This is a genomic window from Tropicimonas sediminicola, assembly GCF_900188335.1.
GTDB lineage: Bacteria > Pseudomonadota > Alphaproteobacteria > Rhodobacterales > Rhodobacteraceae > Tropicimonas > Tropicimonas sediminicola.
Window position 1 is genome coordinate 364591 of sequence record NZ_FZOY01000003.1, and the last position, 21497, is coordinate 386087.

Annotated in this window: 21 protein-coding genes; 8 read left to right on the forward strand and 13 right to left on the reverse strand. The window is 67.5% G+C overall.

What is annotated here, in order from left to right; genetic code table 11:
• Positions 1-47: 47 nt before the first annotated feature.
• Entirely contained in the window at positions 48-1301 is a 1254-nt protein-coding gene (gene tyrS, locus CHB86_RS10195; protein WP_089232926.1) for a tyrosine--tRNA ligase, read from the reverse strand.
• A gap of 69 nt (positions 1302-1370) precedes the next feature.
• On the opposite strand from tyrS, the gene CHB86_RS10200 reads away from it, so the two are divergent.
• On the forward strand, positions 1371-2477 hold the full coding sequence (locus CHB86_RS10200) for an anhydro-N-acetylmuramic acid kinase (protein ID WP_089232927.1): 1107 nt from the start codon (positions 1371-1373) through the stop codon (positions 2475-2477).
• An 82-nt stretch (positions 2478-2559) separates the two neighbouring features.
• Here CHB86_RS10200 and CHB86_RS10205 read toward each other — a convergent pair whose 3' ends face one another.
• From CHB86_RS10205 to CHB86_RS10225, 5 genes are all read right to left on the reverse strand, one after another.
• Complete coding sequence (locus tag CHB86_RS10205; RefSeq protein WP_089232928.1) at positions 2560-2979, reverse strand: cupin domain-containing protein; 420 nt, start codon at positions 2977-2979, stop codon at positions 2560-2562.
• A 98-nt stretch (positions 2980-3077) separates the two neighbouring features.
• Positions 3078-4352, reverse strand: a complete 1275-nt coding sequence (gene eno, locus CHB86_RS10210) for a phosphopyruvate hydratase (RefSeq protein ID WP_089232929.1) — start codon at positions 4350-4352, stop codon at positions 3078-3080.
• A gap of 51 nt (positions 4353-4403) precedes the next feature.
• Positions 4404-5270 (reverse strand): DMT family transporter, encoded by an 867-nt coding sequence (locus CHB86_RS10215; protein ID WP_089232930.1) that lies wholly within the window; start codon positions 5268-5270, stop codon positions 4404-4406.
• 189 nt (positions 5271-5459) lie between these two features.
• Positions 5460-5873 carry a Fur family transcriptional regulator gene (locus tag CHB86_RS10220; RefSeq protein WP_089232931.1) on the reverse strand — a complete coding sequence of 138 codons (414 nt, stop codon included), beginning with the start codon at positions 5871-5873 and terminating at the stop codon, positions 5460-5462.
• A gap of 82 nt (positions 5874-5955) precedes the next feature.
• The gene (locus CHB86_RS10225; protein ID WP_089232932.1) at positions 5956-6795 is read right to left on the reverse strand and encodes an AAA family ATPase; all 840 of its coding nucleotides are present in this window, start codon (positions 6793-6795) and stop codon (positions 5956-5958) included.
• A gap of 219 nt (positions 6796-7014) precedes the next feature.
• On the opposite strand from CHB86_RS10225, the gene dksA reads away from it, so the two are divergent.
• Positions 7015-7437 (forward strand): RNA polymerase-binding protein DksA, encoded by a 423-nt coding sequence (dksA, locus tag CHB86_RS10230; protein WP_089232933.1) that lies wholly within the window; start codon positions 7015-7017, stop codon positions 7435-7437.
• Positions 7438-7530: 93 nt separating this feature from the next.
• Positions 7531-8700 (forward strand): FAD-dependent monooxygenase, encoded by a 1170-nt coding sequence (locus CHB86_RS10235; RefSeq protein WP_089232934.1) that lies wholly within the window; start codon positions 7531-7533, stop codon positions 8698-8700.
• A gap of 135 nt (positions 8701-8835) precedes the next feature.
• Here the strand turns inward: CHB86_RS10235 and CHB86_RS10240 are convergent, their stop codons facing one another.
• Genes CHB86_RS10240 through CHB86_RS25210 form a run of 3 tightly spaced genes read right to left on the reverse strand, consistent with a single transcriptional unit; the run spans position 8836 to position 11529 of the window.
• Positions 8836-9840, reverse strand: a complete 1005-nt coding sequence (locus CHB86_RS10240) for a site-specific tyrosine recombinase XerD (protein WP_089232935.1) — start codon at positions 9838-9840, stop codon at positions 8836-8838.
• Entirely contained in the window at positions 9837-11390 is a 1554-nt protein-coding gene (locus tag CHB86_RS10245) for a hypothetical protein (protein WP_245837882.1), read from the reverse strand. Before CHB86_RS10245 ends, CHB86_RS10240 begins: the two co-directional genes overlap by 4 nt.
• Before the next feature lie 4 nt (positions 11391-11394).
• Positions 11395-11529 (reverse strand): hypothetical protein, encoded by a 135-nt coding sequence (locus CHB86_RS25210; RefSeq protein WP_089232936.1) that lies wholly within the window; start codon positions 11527-11529, stop codon positions 11395-11397.
• A gap of 133 nt (positions 11530-11662) precedes the next feature.
• Here CHB86_RS25210 and CHB86_RS10255 point away from each other — a divergent pair, with 133 nt between their 5' ends.
• A complete protein-coding gene (locus CHB86_RS10255; protein ID WP_089232937.1) occupies positions 11663-12208 on the forward strand; it encodes a shikimate kinase in 546 nt (181 codons plus the stop codon).
• A gap of 1 nt (position 12209) precedes the next feature.
• On the forward strand, positions 12210-13325 hold the full coding sequence (aroB, locus tag CHB86_RS10260; protein ID WP_089232938.1) for a 3-dehydroquinate synthase: 1116 nt from the start codon (positions 12210-12212) through the stop codon (positions 13323-13325).
• A 203-nt stretch (positions 13326-13528) separates the two neighbouring features.
• Here the strand turns inward: aroB and ssb are convergent, their stop codons facing one another.
• Complete coding sequence (gene ssb, locus CHB86_RS10265) at positions 13529-14044, reverse strand: single-stranded DNA-binding protein (RefSeq protein ID WP_089232939.1); 516 nt, start codon at positions 14042-14044, stop codon at positions 13529-13531.
• A 195-nt stretch (positions 14045-14239) separates the two neighbouring features.
• Between ssb and CHB86_RS10270 the strand changes: the two genes are divergently transcribed.
• The 3 genes from CHB86_RS10270 to CHB86_RS10280 all read left to right on the forward strand — a co-directional run bounded on the left by CHB86_RS10270 (position 14240) and on the right by CHB86_RS10280 (position 16831).
• Complete coding sequence (locus CHB86_RS10270) at positions 14240-14851, forward strand: lytic transglycosylase domain-containing protein (RefSeq protein WP_089232940.1); 612 nt, start codon at positions 14240-14242, stop codon at positions 14849-14851.
• A gap of 112 nt (positions 14852-14963) precedes the next feature.
• On the forward strand, positions 14964-16142 hold the full coding sequence (locus CHB86_RS10275) for a cytochrome-c peroxidase (RefSeq protein WP_089232941.1): 1179 nt from the start codon (positions 14964-14966) through the stop codon (positions 16140-16142).
• A gap of 101 nt (positions 16143-16243) precedes the next feature.
• Positions 16244-16831: a hypothetical protein gene (locus CHB86_RS10280; RefSeq protein WP_089232942.1), complete on the forward strand. Its 588-nt coding sequence runs from the start codon at positions 16244-16246 to the stop codon at positions 16829-16831.
• Positions 16832-16858: 27 nt separating this feature from the next.
• Here CHB86_RS10280 and CHB86_RS10285 read toward each other — a convergent pair whose 3' ends face one another.
• The 3 genes from CHB86_RS10285 to CHB86_RS10295 all read right to left on the reverse strand — a co-directional run bounded on the left by CHB86_RS10285 (position 16859) and on the right by CHB86_RS10295 (position 21377).
• Positions 16859-18940 carry a dipeptide ABC transporter ATP-binding protein gene (locus CHB86_RS10285; protein ID WP_089232943.1) on the reverse strand — a complete coding sequence of 694 codons (2082 nt, stop codon included), beginning with the start codon at positions 18938-18940 and terminating at the stop codon, positions 16859-16861.
• 217 nt (positions 18941-19157) lie between these two features.
• Positions 19158-20318, reverse strand: coding sequence for an ABC transporter permease (locus tag CHB86_RS10290; RefSeq protein WP_089232944.1), 1161 nt, complete (start codon positions 20316-20318; stop codon positions 19158-19160).
• Between the two features lie 12 nt (positions 20319-20330).
• Entirely contained in the window at positions 20331-21377 is a 1047-nt protein-coding gene (locus CHB86_RS10295; RefSeq protein WP_089232945.1) for an ABC transporter permease, read from the reverse strand.
• Positions 21378-21497: the final 120 nt, after the last annotated feature.

Below are 21497 nucleotides of genomic sequence, written 5' to 3' on the forward strand. Positions count from 1 at the left end.
TTCAAAGCGGTTCGCGCCTTCGGGCGCGCACCGCCGCTGTCGCTGGCTCAGGAGGCGAGCGTGACCAGCGCGTGCCGCTTCTTGCCGGCCGAAAGCTTGACCGGCGAGGCGAAGGCGGCCGCGTCGAGCATCAGGCCGGCATCGGTCAGCGGCGCGTCGTCGATGCGGGCGCCGTTGTCGGCGATCAGGCGCTTGGCCTCCTTGCCCGACTTGGCGAGGCCGGAGCGGACGATCAGCTGGACGATGGAGATACCTTCGCCGATCTCGTCGGGCGAGAGCGCGAGCGTGGGCAGGTCGTCGCCGATGCCGCCCTTCTCGAAGACCTCGCGCGCGGTCGCCTCCGCCGCGGCGGCAGCGTCCGCGCCGTGCAGCAGGGTGGTGACCTCGTTGGCGAGGCGGATCTTGGCGTAGTTGATCTCGGAGCCGTCGAGCGCGCCGAGGCGTTCGCATTCCTCGACCGGCAGCTCTGTGTAGAGCTTCAGGAAACGGCCGACATCGGCGTCGGTCGTATTGCGCCAGAACTGCCAGAATTCGTAGGGGCTGAGCATGTCGCCGTTGAGCCAGACGGCGCCGCCCTGGGACTTGCCCATCTTCTTGCCGTCCGAGGTGGTCAGCAGCGGCGAGGTGAGGCCGAAGATCTCCTGGTCCAGCACGCGGCGGGTCAGGTCGATGCCGTTGATGATATTGCCCCACTGGTCGGAGCCGCCCATCTGCAGGCGGCAGCCGTAGCGGCGGTTGAGCTCCAGGAAGTCGTAGGCCTGCAGGATCATGTAGTTGAATTCGAGGAAGCTCAGCGACTGCTCCCGGTCGAGCCGCGACTTGACGCTCTCGAAGGACAGCATCCGGTTGACCGAGAAGTGACGGCCGATGTCGCGCAGGAAATCCAGGTAGTTGAGCTCGTCCAGCCATTCGGCGTTGTTGAGCATCAACGCGCCGTCGGGGCTGTCGTCATAGCGCAGGTACCTGGCGAAGACCTTCTGCATGCCGCCGATGTTCGCGTCGATCTGCTCGGGGCCGAGCAGCGGACGTTCTTCCGAGCGGAAGGACGGGTCGCCGACCTTGGTCGTGCCGCCGCCCATCAGGGTGATCGGCTGGTGCCCGGTTTTCTGCAGCCAGCGCAGCATCATGATGTTGAGCAGGTGCCCGACGTGAAGCGAGGCCGCGGTGGCATCATACCCGATATAGGTCGGCACGACGCCCTTGCTCATGGCTTCGTCCAGGCCCTGCAGATCGGTGCAGTCGGCCAGGAACCCACGTTCCACCATCACGCGGATGAAGTCGGATTTCGGGTGGTAGGTCATGCGTCTTTCGGTCCATTGTCGACGGCGGGTGCCGCTCTTCTAGCGGCGAGGCGTGCCGAGGGAAAGTGCATGTTGAAATCGGGGGCGGTGCGGGTGCTGGGGACCATGTCCGGCACATCGCTCGACGGGGTGGACGCGGCGGTCATCGAGACCGACGGCGTGACCATCAAGGCATTTGGCGACAGCGGCTACCGCCGATATTCGGCGGAGGAGCGTGCGGTTCTGCGCGCGGCGCTCGGGCGCTGGCCGGACGAGCCGGGGGTGGCCGAGGCCGCGGCGCTTGTCGAGGAGGCCCATGCCGAGCTGATGGCGGGGTTTTCCGACGTGGCGCTGGCAGGATTTCACGGCCAGACGCTGGCCCATGACCCGCAGGGACGCGGCACGCACCAGGCGGGCAACGGCGCGGTTCTGGCCGAAGCGCTCGGGCTGCCCGTGGTCTGGGATTTCCGCAGCGCCGATGTGGCGCTTGGCGGGCAGGGGGCGCCGCTGGCGCCGGCCTACCATTTCGCACTGGCGAAGTGGATCGGCGCCGAGGCACCGGTGGCCTTTCTCAACCTCGGCGGCGTGGGGAACCTGACCTGGGTCGACCCGCGCAAGCCCGGACCCGAGGCGGAGGGGGCGCTGCTGGCCTTCGACACCGGCCCCGCGAATGCGCCCCTCGACGACCTGATGCAGGCGCGCCGCGGCGTCGGTTTCGACGAGGGCGGCGTGCTGGCGGCGACGGGCGAGGTGTCGGAGCCTGTGATCGAACGCTTTGCCGAGCATCGCTACTTCTTCAAGATGCCTCCGAAGTCTCTGGACAGAAATGACTTTTCGAATCTGGATGCGGCGGTCGCCGAACTGCCGGACGCTGATGCAGCGGCGACCCTCACGGCGGCCGTGGCGGTGGCGGTGATGCGAGGTGCGGAGCATTTCCCGGCGCCGGTGGAGCGCCTGCTGGTCACCGGGGGCGGACGGAAGAACCCGGTGATGATGGCGATGATCGCCGAAGGGATGAGCTGCCCGGTGGACGCTGTGGAAGAGGTGGGGCTCGACGGCGACATGCTGGAGGCGCAGGCCTTCGCCTATCTGGCCGTCCGGGTCGCGCGCGGACTGCCGACGAGCTTTCCTTCGACAACCGGGGTCGGGGCGGCGGTCGGCGGCGGCGAGATCTCCTATCCCGGGGAGACCGGCTGAGCCGGGCGGCGATCCTTCGGACGAAGGATCGTGTCTCCTGCGGGGATGTTTGCGAACAGATTGTGGGAGGCCGCTGTCCGGATCAGGGGATGTCGAAGTCCGGGGGCGCGAGGGTGAAGCCTTCGAAGGTGAAGCCTGGCGACACGGTGCAGCCCACCAGCGCCCAGCCTTCGGTTGCAGAGGCGCTTTGCCAGTGGTCCTTCGGGACGATCAGTTGCGGCGTCTCGCCCGTTGCGAGGTCAGGGCCGAGGCGATGCCGGGTCGCAGGGCCGGTTTCGGTCTCGCTCAGCCGCAGGGTCAGGGGCGCGCCGGCGTAGAAATGCCAGATCTCGGTGGCGTCGACCCGGTGCCAGTGGCTGGTCTGACCCTCTTCGAGCAGGAAATAGATCGCCGTGCCGGACGGGCGGCCGCTGGCCGAGCTGTCGATCCAGGTCTGGCGATACCAGCCGCCCTCGGGATGCGGAGCGAGGCGGAGGTGGGCGATGATCTGGTCCGGGGTCATGGGCGGGCCCTCCTGTCTGGTCGGCAAGCCTCGGGCGGAAAGAAAAGGGGCCGCCCGCGCATGGCGGACGGCCCCGGATCACGGCGGTCAGGCCTGCGTCACTTGAGGATCGACTTGCCGGCGAAGAGCGCGGTCTCGCCCAGCAGTTCCTCGATGCGGATCAGCTGGTTGTACTTGGCGAGGCGGTCGGAGCGCGACATCGAGCCGGTCTTGATCTGGCCGCAGTTGGTGGCGACGGCGAGGTCGGCGATGGTGGCGTCCTCGGTCTCGCCCGAGCGGTGCGACATCACGTTGGTGTAGCGGGCGCGGTGGGCCATGTCGACGGCGGCCAGTGTCTCGGTCAGCGAGCCGATCTGGTTCACCTTCACGAGCATGGAGTTCGCCACGCCCTTCTCGATGCCCATGGCAAGGCGGGCCGGATTGGTCACGAAGAGGTCGTCGCCCACCAGCTGCACGCGGTCGCCCAGCGTGTCGGTCAGCAGCTTCCAGCCTTCCCAGTCGTCCTCGGCGCAGCCGTCCTCGATCGAGAAGATCGGGTAGTCGTTGCAGAGCGCCTCGAGGTACTTGACGTTCTCTTCCGACGAGAGCGACAGGCCTTCGCCCTTCATCTCGTACTTGCCGTCCTTGAAGTACTCGGTGGAGGCGGCGTCGAGCGCGAGAACGATGTCGTCGCCCGGCTTGTAGCCGGCGGTCTCGATGGATTTCAGAACGAAATCAAGCGCGTCGCGGGTGGAGCTCAGGGCCGGGGCGAAGCCGCCCTCGTCGCCGATGCCGGTGGCGTAGCCGGCGCCGGAGAGCTCTTTCTTGAGCGTGTGGAAGATCTCGGAGCCCATGCGCACGGCTTCGGCGATCGAGGTCGCCGAGACGGGCATGATCATGAATTCCTGCACGTCGATCGGGTTGTCGGCATGTTCGCCGCCGTTGATGATGTTCATCATCGGCACCGGCAGGACGCGGGCGGAGGTGCCGCCGACGTAGCGGAAGAGCGGCTGGGCGGTGTAGTCGGCCGCGGCCTTGGCGACGGCGAGGGAGACGCCGAGGATCGCGTTGGCGCCAAGGCGGCCCTTGTTCTCGGTGCCGTCGATCTCGATCATCGCGGAATCGATGCCGACCTGGTCGGTGGCGTCGAAGCCGACGAGGTTCTCGGCCAGCTCGCCGTTGACCGCGGCCACGGCCTGCTGGACGCCCTTGCCCATGAAGCGGCCCTTGTCGCCATCACGCTTTTCGACGGCCTCGTGCACGCCGGTCGAGGCGCCGGAGGGAACGGCGGCGCGGCCCATCGTGCCGTCTTCGAGGGTGACGTCGACCTCGACGGTCGGGTTGCCCCGGCTGTCCAGGATTTCGCGTCCGTGAATGTCGATGATGGTGCTCATTGCGACGGTCCTTTCCGTGCGGTCATGAAACTCGGGGCCGTCATACCCTTGTCAGGCCTCCGAGAAAAGTGCGCGTTCCCGCGCAAGGGTGTAGAGACCGGACGCGATGATCAGGCATGCGCCGGCCAGGGTGAGGGTGTCGGGGCGCTCTCCCAGAACGGCCATGCCGATGGCCAGGGCGAAGAGCAGCCGGGAATAGCGAAAAGGCGCGATGACCGAGAGGCTTGCCATGCGCAATGCCATGACCATCGCGTAATAGCCGATGGCGCCGCAGCCGACGATCCAGACGAAGGTCAGGCTGGTCGCTGCGTCCATCGGCTGCAGGCCGGGCCCGAAGAGCAGGAGGATGCCGCCTGCGGGCACGAAGATGCCGAAGCTCCACTGCGTGATCTGCATCGAGCTCAGCGTTGCAGGCACGACCCGCGTCGCCACATCGCGCACGGCCAGCGCGAGGACGGAGAACACGGCAAGAAGCGCGGCCGGCTCGAACGCCCCGGTGCCGGGCCGGACGATCATCAGCACGCCGACGAAGCCGATCCCGACCGCCATCCAGCGCCGCGGCCCGACCGTTTCGCCGAGCACGACGGCGGCCAGCAGGGTCACCGCGAGCGGGGCGGCCTGCAGGATCGCCGCGGCCGAGGAGAGCGGGATGATCGAGAGGGCGGTGAAGAAGCTGAGCGCGGCCAGGAGCTCGCTGCCGTTGCGCAGCATCACCGCCGGAGCGAGGAGTTCGGCCGGAAACAGGCTCTGGCGCAGCAGCGCCACCACGATGCTGAACAGGGCGAAGCCGCAGAGTCCGGAGACCATCATGATCTGGCCGATGGGCAGCGTCTCGGTCGTGCGCTTGATGAACATGTCCTCCAGAGCAAAGAAGCCCATCGACAGAATCATCAGAATGGCGCCGCGAAGGTTGTGCATCAGCTTTCCGGGATCCGGGCCGTCGTGGCCGGGTTCGGCCTCGCTCTAGCCCTGTTTGGGGCGATAACAAAGGGTTTTAGAGCCGTTTTCCCTGAAAAGCCGCGCTGCAATGACTGCAAGGCTCGGCCCCGCGGGGGCGGCAGAAATGTCGTGTCGGGCCGCCCCTGGGGGGCGCCCCGGTACCAGGGCTCAGCCCTTCTTGGTCGGCACGCCGTAAAGCTCCAGCTTGTGGCCCTTGAGCCGGTAGCCGAGCCGCTGGGCGATGCGCTCCTGAAGGGCCTCGATCTCGGGGTCGCAGAACTCGATCACCTCGCCGGAATTGAGGTCGATCAGGTGGTCGTGGTGTTCCCGGTCGGCATCCTCGTAGCGGGCGCGGCCGTCGCCGAACTCGAGCCGGTCGATGATACCGGCCTCCTCGAACAGCTTCACCGTCCGGTAGACGGTGGCGATGGAGATCTTGGGGTCGTGGGCCGAGGCACGGTTGTAGAGCTCCTCGACGTCGGGATGGTCGTCGGCCTCGCTCAGGACCTCGGCGATCACGCGACGCTGACCGGTCATCCGCAGGCCCTTGGCCTCCAGTCTTTCGAGAATGCTGTTGGTCATGGGTCCGTCCTTGGCCTTGGGCGCGCAGGTTACCGGATCGTCTGTCGAAGGAAAAGCCGTTGGCCGGAGCCCTCGGGCGGCCTCATCGCTGGCGCCGCGCCATGAAGGCGAGGCGCTCGAACAGGTGCACATCCTGCTCGTTCTTGAGCAGGGCGCCATGCAGGCGGGGGAGGGCCTCGGCGCTGTCGCGGCGCAGGTCGTCGGCATCGAGATCCTCGGCGAGGAGCAGCTTGAGCCAGTCCAGCACCTCCGACGTCGACGGCCGCTTCTTGAGACCCTGCTGATCGCGGATCTCGTAGAACTGGGTCAGCGCGGTGGTCAGCAGCGACTGCTTGATGCCGGGGAAATGGACCTCGACGATCTGTTTCATCGTCTCCATGTCCGGGAAGCGGATATAGTGAAAGAAGCAGCGGCGCAGGAAGGCGTCGGGCAGTTCCTTCTCGTTGTTCGAGGTGATGATGACGATGGGGCGGTTCACGGCCCGCACCGTCTCGCCGGTCTCGTAGACGTGGAACTCCATCCGGTCGAGTTCCTGCAGAAGGTCGTTCGGGAACTCGATATCGGCCTTGTCGATCTCGTCGATCAACAGCACCACCTTGCCCGGCGCGGCGAAGGCCTCCCAGAGCTTGCCGCGCTTGATGTAGTTCGCCACGTCGTGGACGCGCTCGTCGCCGAGTTGGCTGTCGCGCAGGCGGCTCACCGCGTCGTATTCATAGAGCCCCTGCTGGGCGCGGGTGGTCGACTTGATGTGCCATTCGATCATCGGAAGGCCGAGCGCGCCGGATACCTGGCGGGCCAATTCCGTCTTGCCGGTGCCCGGTTCGCCCTTGACCAGCAGCGGGCGCTCCAGGGTAACTGCGGCATTCACGGCGACCTTCAGGTCGTCGGTTGCCACGTACGAATCTGTCCCGTTGAATTTCATCTGACTTTTCGGCCCCTTGGGTTGCGTCCTTCACGGCTGGTCAATCCCGTATCCACGCCACCCTGCACGTGCTTTTTGGCAGTGACAACCCATGCAGCATGGAGTAATGACCGCGCCAAGGGAGCCAGGATGCCTGTGACAGACGATAGCGCGAGCCACACCAAGCCGGACAACGGCGAGACCCACCTGACGCCGGAAGAAATGCGAGAGGGAGCAGGAATGAAACAGGAAGTCTTTCTGCCTGATGACTATCGCCCCGCGGAAGACGAACCTTTCATGAACGAGCGGCACCTGGAGTATTTCCGGCGCAAGCTTCTGGCATGGAAGGAAGATCTTCTGGCGGACAGCCGCGATACCATCGAGGGCCTTCAGGAAAGTACCCGCAACATCCCCGATGTGGCCGACCGGGCCAGCGAGGAGACCGACCGGGCGCTGGAACTGCGCACGCGGGACCGTCAGCGCAAGCTGGTGGGCAAGATCGACGCCGCGCTTCGGCGGATCGAAGAGGGCGAGTACGGCTATTGCGAGGCGACCGGCGAGCCGATCTCGCTGAAGCGGCTGGACGCGCGTCCGATCGCAACGCTCAGCCTGGAGGCGCAGGAGCGCCACGAGCGCCGCGAGAAGGTCCATCGCGACGACTGAGGGCACCGGCGCACGCGCCGCTTGCCGAAAGCCGAGGCTTTTGCCAGAAACGCCGGACCATTGGTTCCGGCGTTTTGTCTTTCTGGAGAATCCATGAACCTGATCGGACAGGAGGTCACCGTCCTCGGGGCGGGCATAGCCGGGCTGGCAGCGGCCCGGGCCCTCGCCATGCGCGGCGCGCAGGTGAAGGTGTTCGAGCAGGCCCCCGAGATCGCCGAGGTCGGCGCCGGACTGCAGATCTCGCCCAACGGCGCGGTCGTGCTCGAGGCGCTTGGCCTGGGCCGGGAATTCGAGGAGATCTCGGTCGAATCCCGCGGCGCCGTCCTGCGGGATTTTGCGCGCGGGGCAGAGGTGCTGCGACTCGATCTGACCCGTTTCGGCCGGTTCGGGCTGGTGCACCGGGCGGACCTGATCGCGCTGCTGGAGCGCGGCGCCCGCGAGGTCGGCGTCGAGATCCAGCTCGACACCCACGTCGCATCGGTGCACCTGAACGGCCGGCGCCCGGTGCTGTTCATCGACAATGCCGACGCGGAGCGCGAGGCGCTCCTGGTCGCCGCCGACGGGCTGCACTCACGGCTGCGGGCCGCGCTTCTGGGCGAGGGGCAGCCGCAATTCACAGGGCAGGTCGCCTGGCGCGCCCTGCTGCCGATCGAGCCGGGCGAGGTTCCCGCGGAGGCGCAGGTCTTCATGGGGCGTGGACGGCACCTTGTGGCCTATCCGCTCCGGGGCGGGACGCTTCTGAACATCGTCGGCGTTGTGGAGACGCCAGAATGGACCGAAGAGGGGTGGAATCACCCGGGCGATCCGGCCCGGTTCCGCTCGCTCTTCAGCGAGTTCGGCGGTCCGGTGCGCGGCTGGCTCGAGCGGCTGGAGGAGGTCATGGTCTGGGGGCTGTTTCGCCACGGCGTGGCGCCTCAGTGGAGCGCGTCGAATGCGGTGATGATCGGAGATGCCGCCCACCCGACGCTGCCCTTCCTGGCGCAGGGCGCCTGCATGGCGCTTGAGGATGCCTGGGTGCTGGCGGAATCGCTGGTCCGGCACGACCGCGCCAACGCGGCGCTCGATCACTTCGAGTCGGTGCGCAAGCCGCGCTGCCGGCGGATCGTGGATGCGGCCACGGCCAACGCGCGGAATTATCACCTGCGCGTCGGCCCGGTCCGTGGCATCGCCCACACCGGCCTGCGGATTCTGGGCGCACTGGCGCCGGGGTTCATGCCCGACCGGTTCGACTGGCTCTATTCCCACGACGTGACACGGGGCTGACCCGTCCGGCAGGGCTCCCGCGCTTTCCAGCCGCCCTTGCGGGCTGCCGGAAACCTTGGGCGTGGCGCGGCAGCTTGCGCGACCGCGGGCCCGGGCGGCGCACCGCAGGTGCCACGCCCAACCGGGCAAGACGCGTCAGCGTCGCGCTCGGGCGGGAGGGCTCGCTGCCGGTTCGCGCTCCGGTTGGGGAGAGGGGGGCGCGGCGGCGAGCGGATGGTGATCCAGCACCAGGTCGCGGAGGCGGTCGTCGAGGACGTGGGTGTAGATCTCGGTGGTCGAGATGTCGGCGTGGCCGAGCAGGGTCTGGATCACCCGCAGATCGGCGCCGCCGGCCAGGAGATGCGTCGCGAAGGCATGGCGGAGCACGTGCGGCGTGACCTTGGCCGGCGAGATCCCGGCCGCGACGGCAAGATCCTTGATCAGCGCGTAGAAGCGGTGCCGCGTCAGGTGCCCGGCCTGGCCGGAGGAGGGGAACAGGAACCGCGACGGCGGCACGCCGCGGACCCGGGCGGCTTCCTCCGCCTCGTCCCGTGCGGCCAGCCAGGCGTCGAGCGCCTGCCGGGCCGGCGCCGACAGCGGCACCATGCGCTCCTTGCCGCCCTTGCCGCGGACCAGCAGCATCTGGGGCGAGCCGCGCGCGGCGGCCACGGGCAGCGAGACCAGTTCGCTCACCCGCATCCCGGTGGCATAGAGCAGCTGCATCAGGCAGGCATTGCGAAGACGGTCGCTTTCGGTGCGGCCCATCGTACGGGAGGCCTGGAGCAGCCCATCGACCTCGCTCAGTTCCAGCGTTTTCGGCAGTGCCTTGTGGCGGCCCGGCCCCTTGATCTGGATCGCCGGATTGTCGTCGCGCCAGCCTTCCTCGAAGGCAAACCGGTAAAGCTGGCGGATCGAGGAGAGACGGCGGGCCCGGGTTGCCTGCGAAAGGCCCTCGGCGTCGCAATGGATCAGGTAGCGCTCCACGTCGTCGCGCCCGGCGCGCGCGAAGCTGCCGCCGCGGTGCTCAAGCCACTGGGCGAAGTCCTTCAGGTCGCGGCCGTAGGCGAGCAGGGTGTTGCGCGCCGCCGCCAGCTCCGCCGCCTGGGCTTCGAGAAAGGTCGAAATCCAGCTGTCCGCGGCGGCCGGGCCGGCGCCGCTCATGCCTGCCGGTCCTCCAGCAGGATTTGCAGGGCGGCGCGGCGGGCGGTGTCCTCCAGCCCGTTCGACCGCAGGAAGGCCAGCGCAGCGCTCAAGTCCGCCGGGTCGGCTTCCGCCCCGCCGGCCAGCGTGTCGAGCGCCAGCAACAGCGCCTCGCCCAGCCGGTTCTCGGCGGCGCGGGCGGCCATGTCGCCGGTCTCGGAGGGCGGTGCGGAGAAGCCGGTGGCGATCGCCTCGGACAGGAGGTCCGGCGGCGGGGTGCCGGGAAGGCCGCGCGCGATGGAGGCGGCAAAGGCGAGCTTGGGGTCGGAGGGCTCCATGTCGAGCGCGGCGGCCTCGTAGTCATCCGACAGCAGGCCGATCTGCGGCGCGATTGCCGCCGCCGCGCCGGACAGTTCGAGCTCGTCGAGCGAGGAACCGATCGCCCGCGCAAAGGGCACGCCCAGCCCGGCCGAGGTCATCGCCTTCCAGGCCCGTGGCAGGCTGGTCTCGAGGGCGTCCGCATCGCGGGCCGCGAGGTCCTTCTGCACCTGCTGGACCAGATCCGCACGATCCCAGACGCCGCCGGAAGCCGCCGGCTGCCGTTCGCCGTAGACGGCGAGGAGCACCGAAGGGCTCAACACGCCGGCCCGCGCCAGCCGTTCCGCGGCCTCGATCCGGGCCTTCCAGCCGGCGGTGTGGCGCAGGTCGGAATGGGCGAAGGCCAGCGGCAGCGGCGCCGTGGGCAGCGGTGTGCCGATGGCTTCCAGCATCCGGAAGCTCAGCGGGCTCGGCCGGGCAGGGGGATCGACCGGGGGAAGGAACTCCGACAGCTCCGGGTCGAGGAACTGCGCGAGCAGCGCGTCTTCCTCCGGGCTGAGCTGGCCGAGGGCCTTGGCCGATTCCAGCGTCAGCGCCGCGGCGTTCCAGTCGCCGGTCCGGGCAAGGCAGAAGATCCGGACGGGAAAGGAGGGGGTGATTCCGGGCACCGCGCGCATCCGGGCGCAGGCCGCCTGTTCGCGCCCGGTGAGCAGCGCCACGTCAAAGGTCCGGCGGAAAAGTTGCGGGTCATTGGAGCCGGCACGTTCCAGCAGCGCCTCGGCTTCCTCGACCGCGCCGCGGGCGAGCAGCGCGTCGACGCGCGCCTGCAGCATCGGGCCGGCCGGCGCCGAGCCCTTGGGCGGGTTCAACTCGGCCAGCATCAGCTGCCGGAACTGGTCCTGCACCGCGGGCAAGGGTTCGGCCGGGAAGGCGGCGATCATAGGGGCGAGGGTCGCGACCTCGGAGACGCCCCAGAGATCGGGCGGCAACCCGGTGACGCTGACCGGCAGCAGGCCGACGCCGTCCGGCGACGGGTCGTCGAGCGGCTGCACGGAGATGCTTTCCGTCACGATCCCGTTGGTGATCGGCGCCTCGGTCGAGGGCAGCTCGCGGGGCTGTGCGAGGCTGTGCGACAGCCAGTCGATTGCCGAGATCGGCGCGTCCGACGCGGCGACCGCGGCGGGTTGCTGGGCATTGGCGCCGCCCGCAGCAATAAAAAGGCATAGGCTCGCTGTGAGCGCAGTTCGGATCATTGTCCTAATCCACGTCGAGCATCACCGGGTCGCTGACCCGCACCTGGGTGGGTGTCAGATCGCCGAGATAGGCAAAGCCCACCAGGGCCACTGCCCCGAGGACCACGAGGAAGAGCAAAAACTTGAGGAGTCGACGCATATCTGCCCGTCTTTCTTGTCTGCCGCATTCGAACGTGCGGTCCATTCGATTTATACATGGCATCCCGGACGATTTCACGCCATTCAGACAGGAAATTTTCTGTCGGCGGCTTGATGCCGGGGAGGGGACCGCGGTGGCGGCGATTTTGAGGAAGACGGTGGTGCTGGTCGGCATGATGGGTGCCGGCAAGACCGCCATCGGCACCGGGCTCGCCAAGCGCCTCGCTGTGCCGTTCCTCGACAGCGACGCCGAGATCGAATCTGCCGCCGCCATGAGCATCGCCGAGATCTTCGAACGCGACGGCGAGGCGTTCTTCCGCGACCGCGAAACCGAGGTGATCGGCCGGCTGCTCGACGGCACCCCGGGCATCCTGTCCACCGGTGGCGGCGCCTTTCTGGCGGAGCGCAACCGGCGGATGATCCATGATCGCGGGGTCTCGGTGCTGCTCGACGCCGACGTGGACCTGCTGTGGAGCCGGGTGAAGCACAAGAACACGCGGCCCTTGTTGCGCACCGCCGATCCGCGTGCGACGCTCGAGGAAATTTACGCCGTGCGGGCGCCGATCTACGGGCTGGCGGACCTTTCGGTGAAGGCGCGAGTGGATTATTCCATCCCCGAGATGGTCGAGAAAGTGGTCGAGGTGCTGCGCAGCCGGCCCGACGTTCTGGAGGAAGGCTGAAGTGATAGAAAGCGTGCACGTCCCGCTGGGTGATCGCGCCTACGACATCCTGATCGGATCCGGAATCCTGGATCGCGCCGGCTATCGCATCGCGCCGCTGCTGAACCGGCCGCGGGTGGCGATCGTGACCGAGGAGACGGTCGCGGGGCTGCACCTCGAAGGGCTGCGGGCCTCGCTGACGGCCGAGGGCATCGACAGCGTCGTGCACATCCTTCCGCCCGGAGAGGCCACGAAATCCTGGCCTTACCTGACGCAGACCGTCGAGTGGCTGCTCGAGCAGCGGATCGAGCGCGGCGACGTGGTGGTCGCGCTTGGCGGCGGGGTGATCGGCGACCTCGTGGGCTTTGCCGCGGCGATCCTGCGCCGGGGCGTGCGCTTCGTGCAGGTGCCGACGACCCTGCTGGCGCAGGTCGACAGCTCCGTCGGCGGCAAGACGGGCATCAACTCCCCCTCCGGCAAGAATCTGATCGGCGCCTTTCATCAGCCGAGCCTCGTGCTGGCCGATGTCGATGTGCTTGAAACCCTGACGGAGCGGGATTTCCTCGCCGGCTATGGCGAGGTCGTCAAATACGGGCTTCTGGGCGACGAGTCGTTCTTCGAATGGCTGGAGGAGCACGGCCCGGCCCTCAAGGCAGGCGACACCGGCGCGCGGATCGCGGCGGTCACCTGGTCCTGCCAGATGAAGTCCGACATCGTCACCCGTGACGAGACCGAGCAGGGCGACCGGGCGCTGCTGAACCTGGGCCACACGTTCGGCCACGCGCTGGAGGCGGCGACCGGCTATTCCGACCGGCTGCTGCATGGCGAGGGCGTGGCCATCGGCTGCGCGCTGGCGGTGGAGCTGTCGGCGCAGCTCGGGCTCTGCGCGCAGGAGGATCCGAGCCGGGTACGGGCGCATCTCCGCAAGATGGGGATGCGGGTCGATCTGAGCGACATTCCCGGCGAGCTGCCGTCCGCCGAGGAGCTGATGCAGTTGATGGGGCAGGACAAGAAGGTCGTGGATGGTGTGCCGCGCTTCATCCTGACTCGCGGCATTGGCCGTGCCTTCGTCACCTCGGACGTGCCGCGTCAAAAGGTTCTGGGACTTCTGGACAGCGAACTCGGGCGCGCGGGCTGAGCCCGACACCGTCGGACGTGCCGACCGAAGCGTCATCCTGTTGGAGGATATTGCAGGCTCGGCCGTGAGGCGGCGCGTAACCGCCTGAAGGCCCATCCCTTCCTGAAAGGGGCCGGCCTTCGCTTGTCATGGGAACGCCCGGTCCTGCGCGCCGTGCCCGGTGGTGTGTCCGGGGCGGGCAGGGCCGGGCGATGCCCGGTCGATCAGAACGGGATTTCGTCGTCGAGGTCGCTGCCGCCGCCACCGCCATGGGAGCCGCCGCCGTAGCCGCCGCCCTGCGAGCCGCCGCGGTCGTCGTATCCGCCGCCGCCGCCACCGTAGCCGCCCCGGTCGTCATACCCGCCGCCACCGCCGCCGCCTTCGCCGCCGCGGCTGTCGAGCAGGGTCAGCTCGCCGCGATAAGGGCGCAGCACGACCTCGGTGGTGTAGCGGTCCTGGCCGGACTGGTCCTGCCATTTGCGGGTCTCCAGCTGGCCCTCGATATAGACCTTGGATCCCTTGCGAAGGTATTGCTCGGCGATCCGCGCCAGCGGTTCCGAGAAGATCGCCACTGAATGCCACTCGGTGCGCTCGCGGCGCTCGCCGGTGTTCCGGTCCTTCCAGTTCTCGGACGTGGCGATTCGCAGGTTGCAGACCTTGCCGCCGTTCTGGAAGGTGCGCACCTCCGGGTCGCGACCCAGATTGCCCACCAGGATCACCTTGTTCACCGACCCCGCCATGCGCTGCTCCTTTGTGCTTACGAGTCTCTTGCCTGTTGCTCCGAGGCATCGATTCCGCTTCGGAGCCCGACGCTACACCACCTGATCGCGGTTAAAAACCGCATAAATCCGCTGGCGTGACCGGCTTGCACTGGCGTAACGACGCCGTTTCCATATACTCCGGCACCTGTAGGACGAGGGACAAGGCAAAGCCGAATGGTGAAGCTCGCAGGTGCTGGTGGCATCGCGGCCATGGTGGTCGCAAGTGTCGTGACATGGGTTCCAGAGCCCGTCTCCGCGGAAACTTCCGTATCCTCCAAATCGCGGGCCCGGCTGTTCGCCTCCCAGACCCGTCTCCTCGACAATCGCGCCGCCAAGCAATACGAGAATTCGGTTCGGCTCCAGCCGCCGTCTTCCAAGGCGTCCGTCTCCATCGCCTCCGTGCCGAACTATCGCGGCAACTACCGGGGCGAGTACCTCTCTGTCGCCAAGAGCGCGGCGCGCAAGCATGGTGTGCCGGAGGACCTGTTCCTGCGTCTCGTGCAGCAGGAGAGCAACTGGCGGGTCAGCGCGAAATCCCACAAGGGCGCGATCGGGCTGGCACAGCTGATGCCCGGCACCGCGGCCAAGCTGGGCGTCAATCCGCACGACCCCAGGCAGAACCTCGAAGGCGGCGCGCGATACCTGCGGATGATGTACGACCGGTACGGTTCCTGGCGCCTTGCGCTGGCGGCCTACAATGCCGGCCCGGGCGCGGTCGACAAGTACGGCGGCGTCCCGCCCTACCGCGAGACGACGAACTACGTCCGCAAGATCTGGGGCAGCTGAGGCTGCGATTTCCCGATTAATTCACTCGGAATTTGTTCTGGATCAATTTGCACCGATCCGGAACCGGTGTATCTGCTGTGGCCAAAGCTGCCAGATACCCAAGGACGCATCCATGGCCGGTCTCCTGAAACCGATTGCCTTACCTGCCGCGACAGGCGCCGTCGTTGCCGGGCTCTACCTTGCCAGTGCCCCGCAGGTCGCGACCGAGCCCCTGTTCACCAATCTCGAGCAACTGGGCGAGGCGCTGTTCTTCGATCCGAACCTGTCGCTCAACCGGAGCCAGGCCTGTGCGACCTGCCACGACCCGGCCGCCGCCTTTACCGATCCGCGCGAGAGCGAGGTCGGTCGCGCCGCGTCGCTCGGTGACGACGGGACGTCCCTGGGAGACCGCAACGCGCCCACGGCCGCCTACGCGATGTTCTCGCCGGAGTTCCATTTCGACGAGGTCGCCGGCGTCTGGAAGGGCGGGCAGTTCCCCGATGGCCGCGAGGCCGGGCTGGAGGGGCAGGCGGGCGGGCCGCCGCTCAACCCGATCGAGATGGGGATGCCGGACAGGGCCAGCGTCGTCACCCGGCTGGAGGAGAATCCCGATTACGTCGAGGCGATGACCCGGCTTTTCGGCGAGGGCCTGTTCGAGGATCCGGACGCGGCCTACGGCGCGATGACCCGTGCCATCGCCGCCTTCGAGCGGACGCCGGAATTCGCCCCGTTCGACAGCAAGTACGACCGCTCGCTGCGCGGCGAATACACCCTGACCGATCAGGAGGAACTGGGGCGGGTGCTGTTCTTCTCGCAGCAGTTCACCAACTGCAACATCTGCCACCAGCTCGGCCGCAGCGAGATCGACCCGCAGGAGACCTTCACCAACTACGAGTTCCACAACATCGGCGTGCCGGCGAACGTGGCGCTGCGCGGCGCCAACGGGTCGGCTGCGGACCATGTGGACACCGGCCTGTTGCAGAATCCGGGCGTCGACGATCCGGCGCAGGCCGGGAAGTTCAAGGTGCCGACCCTGCGGAACGTGGCTGTCACCGGGCCCTACATGCACAACGGCGTCTTCGAGGATCTGCGCACCGTGGTTCTGTTCTACGACAAGTACAATTCGAGAGCGCCCGAACGGCAGATCAACCCGGAGACAGGCCAGCCCTGGGGGCCGCCGGAAGTGGACGGAACGCTGTCGCTGGTGGATCTGGAGACCGGCCCGGCACTGGACGACCAGCGGGTCGACGCCATCGTCGCCTTTCTCCAGACCCTGACCGACGCGCGTTACGAGCATCTGCTCGGGGAGTAGGGCGCGGGGACCAGAACGGTCCGATCACGGGAACGCGTCTTCGCGTCCGGGCCTCGGGATGCCATGAGTGGGGAAGACCGACCGAGACAGGACCCAAGCCCATGCGCCATGCCCTTCACGCCCTTGCCCTTCCGATCCTGCTGACGGCCGCGGGGGCGGTCGCGGCGCAGGATCATGCAGCCGCGCCCTACGCCGGGCTGGATGCGCGGGAGATCAAGAGCCTGTCGGAGGAAGACGTCGCGCAGATCCGCGCGGGCCAGGGATGGGGGCTGGCGCTCCCGGCCGAGTTGAACGGGCTCCCCGGGCCGGCGCACCTGCTGGAACTGAAGGAACAGCTGGGGCTCGACCCGGAGCAGGTCGCGCAGGTCGAGGCGCTGTTCGAGGAGATGCAGCAGGAGGCCATCGCGGCCGGTGCCCGCTTCATCGCTGCCGAGGCAGCGCTCGATGCGGCCTTCGCCTCGGGCGGGCTGACGCCGGAGATATTGGAGCAACGGGTGTCGGCTGCGGCAGAGGCCCGCGGCGCCTTGCGCTACGTCCACCTGTCGCGGCACCTCGAAACGCCGGCAATCCTGACCGAGGCGCAGATTGCGCGCTACAAGGAGCTTCGCGGCTACGCTGCCGACCCCTGCGATGCCGTGCCGGAGGGGCACGACCCGCAGATGTGGCGCCGTCACAACCAGTGCGACTGACCCCCCGGACGACGCCCGCGCCGGCGTCTATTCCGCTGCGAGGGTGATCACCGGCTCCATCCGGGCGAGCAAGTCGTCGGCGAGGTGGCACTTGACCTGGTGGCCGTCTCCGAGATCGCGGATCGGCGGTACCTCCGTCTCGCAGAGATTGCCGGGAACTTCCGACTTCCAGCGGCACCGCGTCTGGAACGGACAGCCCGGCGGCGGATTCATCGCCGAGGGGATGTCGCCGTCCAGCACGATGTGCTTCTTGGCGACGCTGGTGTCGGCAATCGGAACCGCCGACAGAAGCGCCTCGGTATAGGGGTGATATGGCGGCGAGAAGACCTGGTCGGTGGTGCCCATCTCGACGACATGCCCGAGGTACATCACCAGGACCCGGTCCGAGAGATAGCGCACGATCGACAGGTCGTGGGAGATGAAGAGCAGGGTCGTCTTCTCCTCCCGCTGGATTTCCATCAACAGGTCGGTCACCGCGGCCTGGACCGAGACGTCGAGCGCCGAGACCGGCTCGTCGGCCACCACGATCCGAGCACCGCCGGCAAAGGCACGGGCAATGCCCACGCGCTGCTTCTGCCCGCCCGAGAGCTGCCGGGGCATCCGCTCGGCAAAGGCGCGGGGCAGTTTCACGAGGTCCAGCAGTTCCAGCATCCGCGCGCGCCGCTCCGCCTCGCTGTTGCCGAAGCGGAAGATCTCCAGCGCCCGAATGATCTGCCGTCCGACGGTCATCGAGGGGTTGAGCGTGTCGAACGGGTTCTGGAACACCATCTGGACGGAGGAGACCGTGCCGGTGTCCCGCTTCTCGATCGGGATCTGCTCGATCGAGCTGTTGTCGAGCGTGATCGTGCCGCCGGTCGCCGTCTCGAGCCCCATAAGCACCTTGGCGAAGGTCGACTTGCCGCAGCCGGATTCGCCGACGATCGCCAGCGTCTCGCCCTCGCGCGCTTCGAAGCTCAGTTCCTCGTTGGCCTTCACCACCTTGCGGTGGCCGCTGAAGAGCGCGTTGGCGGCGACCTCATAGTATTTCTTGAGCTTGTCTACCTTCAGCACGGTCCGCCCGATCTCAGCCGCCTCGGCAGAAACCGCCCGCGCCATCGGCGCGTTCCAGTCGATCTCCTGGAACTTCAGGCAGCGGGTGGCGTGCCGGTCGTTGCCGGGGACGGGGAACATCTGGATGTCGCCGGCGTCGCAGCGGCCCGCTTCGAAATAGTCGCAGCGCGGACCGAAATTGCAGCCCGGCGGTCGCTCGTGGGGCAGGGGGAAGTTGCCCGGAATGGCGACCAGCGGGCGGGCGTTCTTGTCCGCCCCCGGCAGCGGAATCGAGCGGAACAGCGCCTGCGTGTAGGGGTGCTGCATCTCGTCGAACACGTCCTCGATCGAGCCGCGCTCCACCGCCTCGCCGGAATACATCACGCACAGCCTGTCGCAGGTCTCGAGGATGAGGCCGAGGTTGTGCGAGATGAACAGCATCGAGGTGCCGTATTTCTTGCCCAGCTCCTTCACCAGCTCGACCACGGCAGCCTCCACCGTCACGTCGAGCGCGGTGGTCGGCTCGTCGAGGATCAGCAGGCTGGGCTTCGACATCAGCGCCATGGCGATGACGATCCGCTGCTGCTGGCCGCCGGAGAGCTGGTGCGGATAGGAATTGAGCATCCGCTTCGGGTCGGGCAGGCGCACATCCGTCACCACCTCGAGCGCGCGGTCCCAGGCATCCTTGGCCGAGATCCCCTCGTGGATCATCGGCACTTCCATCAGCTGCTTGCCGATCTTCATCGCCGGGTTCAGCGAGGCCATCGGCTCCTGGTAGATCATCGCGATCTCGGAGCCGCGGATGTGGCGGAGCTCCTCGGCGCTCATCTCGCCAAGGTCGCGCCCCTTGAACTTGATCGATCCGCCGACGATCCGCCCGTTCACGCCGAGATCCTGCATGACCCCGAGCGCCACGGTGGACTTGCCGCACCCGGATTCCCCCACAAGGCCCATCGCCTCGCCGGGCTGCACGGTGACGGAGAAATCCATCACCGCCGGGATCTCCCGCAGGCGGGTGAAGAAGGAGATCGAGAGCTTGTCGATCTCGAGAATCGGGCCGTCATAATCCCACTTGGTCATCTCGCGCTCCCTTCATTCCGCAGCGCTCGCGGGGCGCAGGGCTCCCGCCGCTCCACCTCGCCCTTGCGGGCTCGGAAAGAGCGTTGGGCCGGGCGCGTGCTTCGCACGCGACGCAGACCCCACGTCTTCTGTCCAAAGATATCCCGGGGGTCCGGGGGCTGGCCTCCGGTCCGCGCTCTCCGCCGGCGCAGGGGCCGGCCTGTTCCGCACCGGCCGCTCAATCTTTCAGGCTCTCTTCGCGCAGCCCGTCGGCCAGCAGGTTCAGGCCGAGCACCAGGCTCATCAACGCCAGGGCCGGCGCGAGCGCGGGGTGCGGATAGATCGACAGCAGCTTGCGGCCGTCGTTGATCGTGCTGCCCCAGTCCGGGCTTTCCGGAGCTAGGCCGAGGCCGAAGAACCCGAGGGTTCCGAGCAGGATCGTGGTGTAGCCGATCCGCAGGCAGAAATCGACGATGAGCGGCCCGCGCGCGTTGGGCAGGATCTCCCAGAGCATGGTGTACCAGGGACCTTCGCCGCGGGTCTGGGCGGCGGCGACGTAATCCCGCGTCTTGATGTCGAGCGCGATTCCGCGGACGATACGGAAGACCGTTGGCGCATTCACGAAGACCACCGAGACGAAGACGATCAGGATGTTGGGCGGGACAGAGATGATGCCCAGCGGATCGGCGTTCCAGGCCACGCCGAGGTAGACCCATAGCCCGAGCACCAGTGTCACAGAGATATAGGCCGCGCGCTTGCCGGCCTGGGTGAAGAACCGGGAGTTCCAGAGCACCACCAGGAACAGGATCGGGAACAGGAACAGGACCGCGGCCATGTAGGTGGGCAGCCCGGTCGCCACGATCTCGGGCGTCACCAGCAGGTAGAACAGCAGGATCACCGGGAAGGCGAGGATCAGGTTGGCGAGGAAGGACAGGAAGGTGTCCAGCGCGCCGCCGTAATAGGCCGCCGGCAGGCCGAGGGTGATGCCGACCATGAAGGCGAAGAGCGTCGCGACGGGCGCGATCTGCATCACGATGGTCGAGCCCGCCACCATCCGGCTGAACACGTCGCGGGCGAGGTTGTCGCCGCCGAGCAGGTAGTACCCCAGCCCCTCGGTGCCCTCCGGCACCGGCGTGCCGGGCAGCTTGTTCTTCATGCCAGAGACCTGCACCAGCGGGTCGTGGGTGATGATCATGTTGGAGAAAAGCGCGGTCAGCACCCAGAACAGCACGATGGCGAAGCCGATCATGCCGATCGTGGAGTCGAAGAGCTTGCCGTAGAGCCCAAGCCGGCGCTTGAAGGTGAGCGAGAGCGCGAAGATCGCGGCCATGCCGATCCAGACCGGGGTGAAGCGGATCAGGATCTCGACGAGGATGGCGCCCCAGGACAAAGGTTCCATTGCTACGTCCCCTCACGAAATCCGGATGCGCGGGTTCAGGAAGATATACCCCACATCCGATATGAGCTGGGTGACGAGAACCACGACCACTGCGACGACCGAGCAGCCCAGCAGCAGCTCGATGTCGTTGTTGGAGGCGGCCTGCACCAGTGTCCAGCCGAACCCCTTGTAGTTGAAGAGCGTCTCAACGATCACCACGCCGTTCAGCAGCCAGGGGATCTGCAACATGATCACGGTGAAAGGCGCGATCAGCGCGTTTCGCAGCGCGTGTTTCAGGACGATGTTCGGGAAGCTCACGCCCTTGAGGCGCGCGGTGCGGATATATTGCGCGGTCATCACCTCTGTCATCGAGGCCCGCGTCATCCGGGCGATGTACCCCATGCCGTAGAGCGCGATGGTCACGACCGGCAGGGTGAAGTTCTCGAAGGTGATGCCGTCCATCGCGGAGGTCGCGGTCCCCTTGAACCATTTCAAGCCGACGGCGGAGGAGGCGAAGACGGCGATCAGGATGACGCCGGAGACATATTCGGGGGTCGCGGTGGAGGCGATCGAGACGGTGGAGAGCGACCGGTCGAGGCGCGAGCCTTCGCGCATTCCGGCCAGGACCCCCATGATCAGCGCCATCGGCACCATCAGCAGCATGACCCAGAACATCAGGATGCCGGTCAGCCCCAACCGCGTGCCGATGATCGCGCTTACCTCGTCGCGCAGCACGGTCGACCAGCCCCAGTCGCCCTGCAGCACGCCGCAGCGCTCCGGCGCCACGTCGGCGGGCACGTCGCGGCTGATGCAACGGCCGGTGACATTGCCCTCGGCATCCTCTCTGGTCCAGCCCGGCAGAAGGCCCAGCCATTGACCATAGCGCGAGAGCATCGGGTCCGTGTACCCGTTCATCTCCAGCCAGGTGGCGACCTGCTCGTCGGTCATCCGAACGTTGCCCTGCGTCTTGGCCAGCTTCTCGAGGTTCGGCTGGAGGTTCGTCAGGACGAAGACGATGAAGGTGAGGCAGAGCGCCGTGAGGATCATGATCACGATCCGGCGGAGAATGAATAATCCCATCTGTTTTCCTGTTGGCGGACGGGCTGAATGCACGCCTCGGGCTGTCGGTCGGTGCCGGGTGCGGTTCCTGCGCCTCACCCCGGCAGGCGCCCGGCCGCATGGCGGCCGGGACCGTTTTCA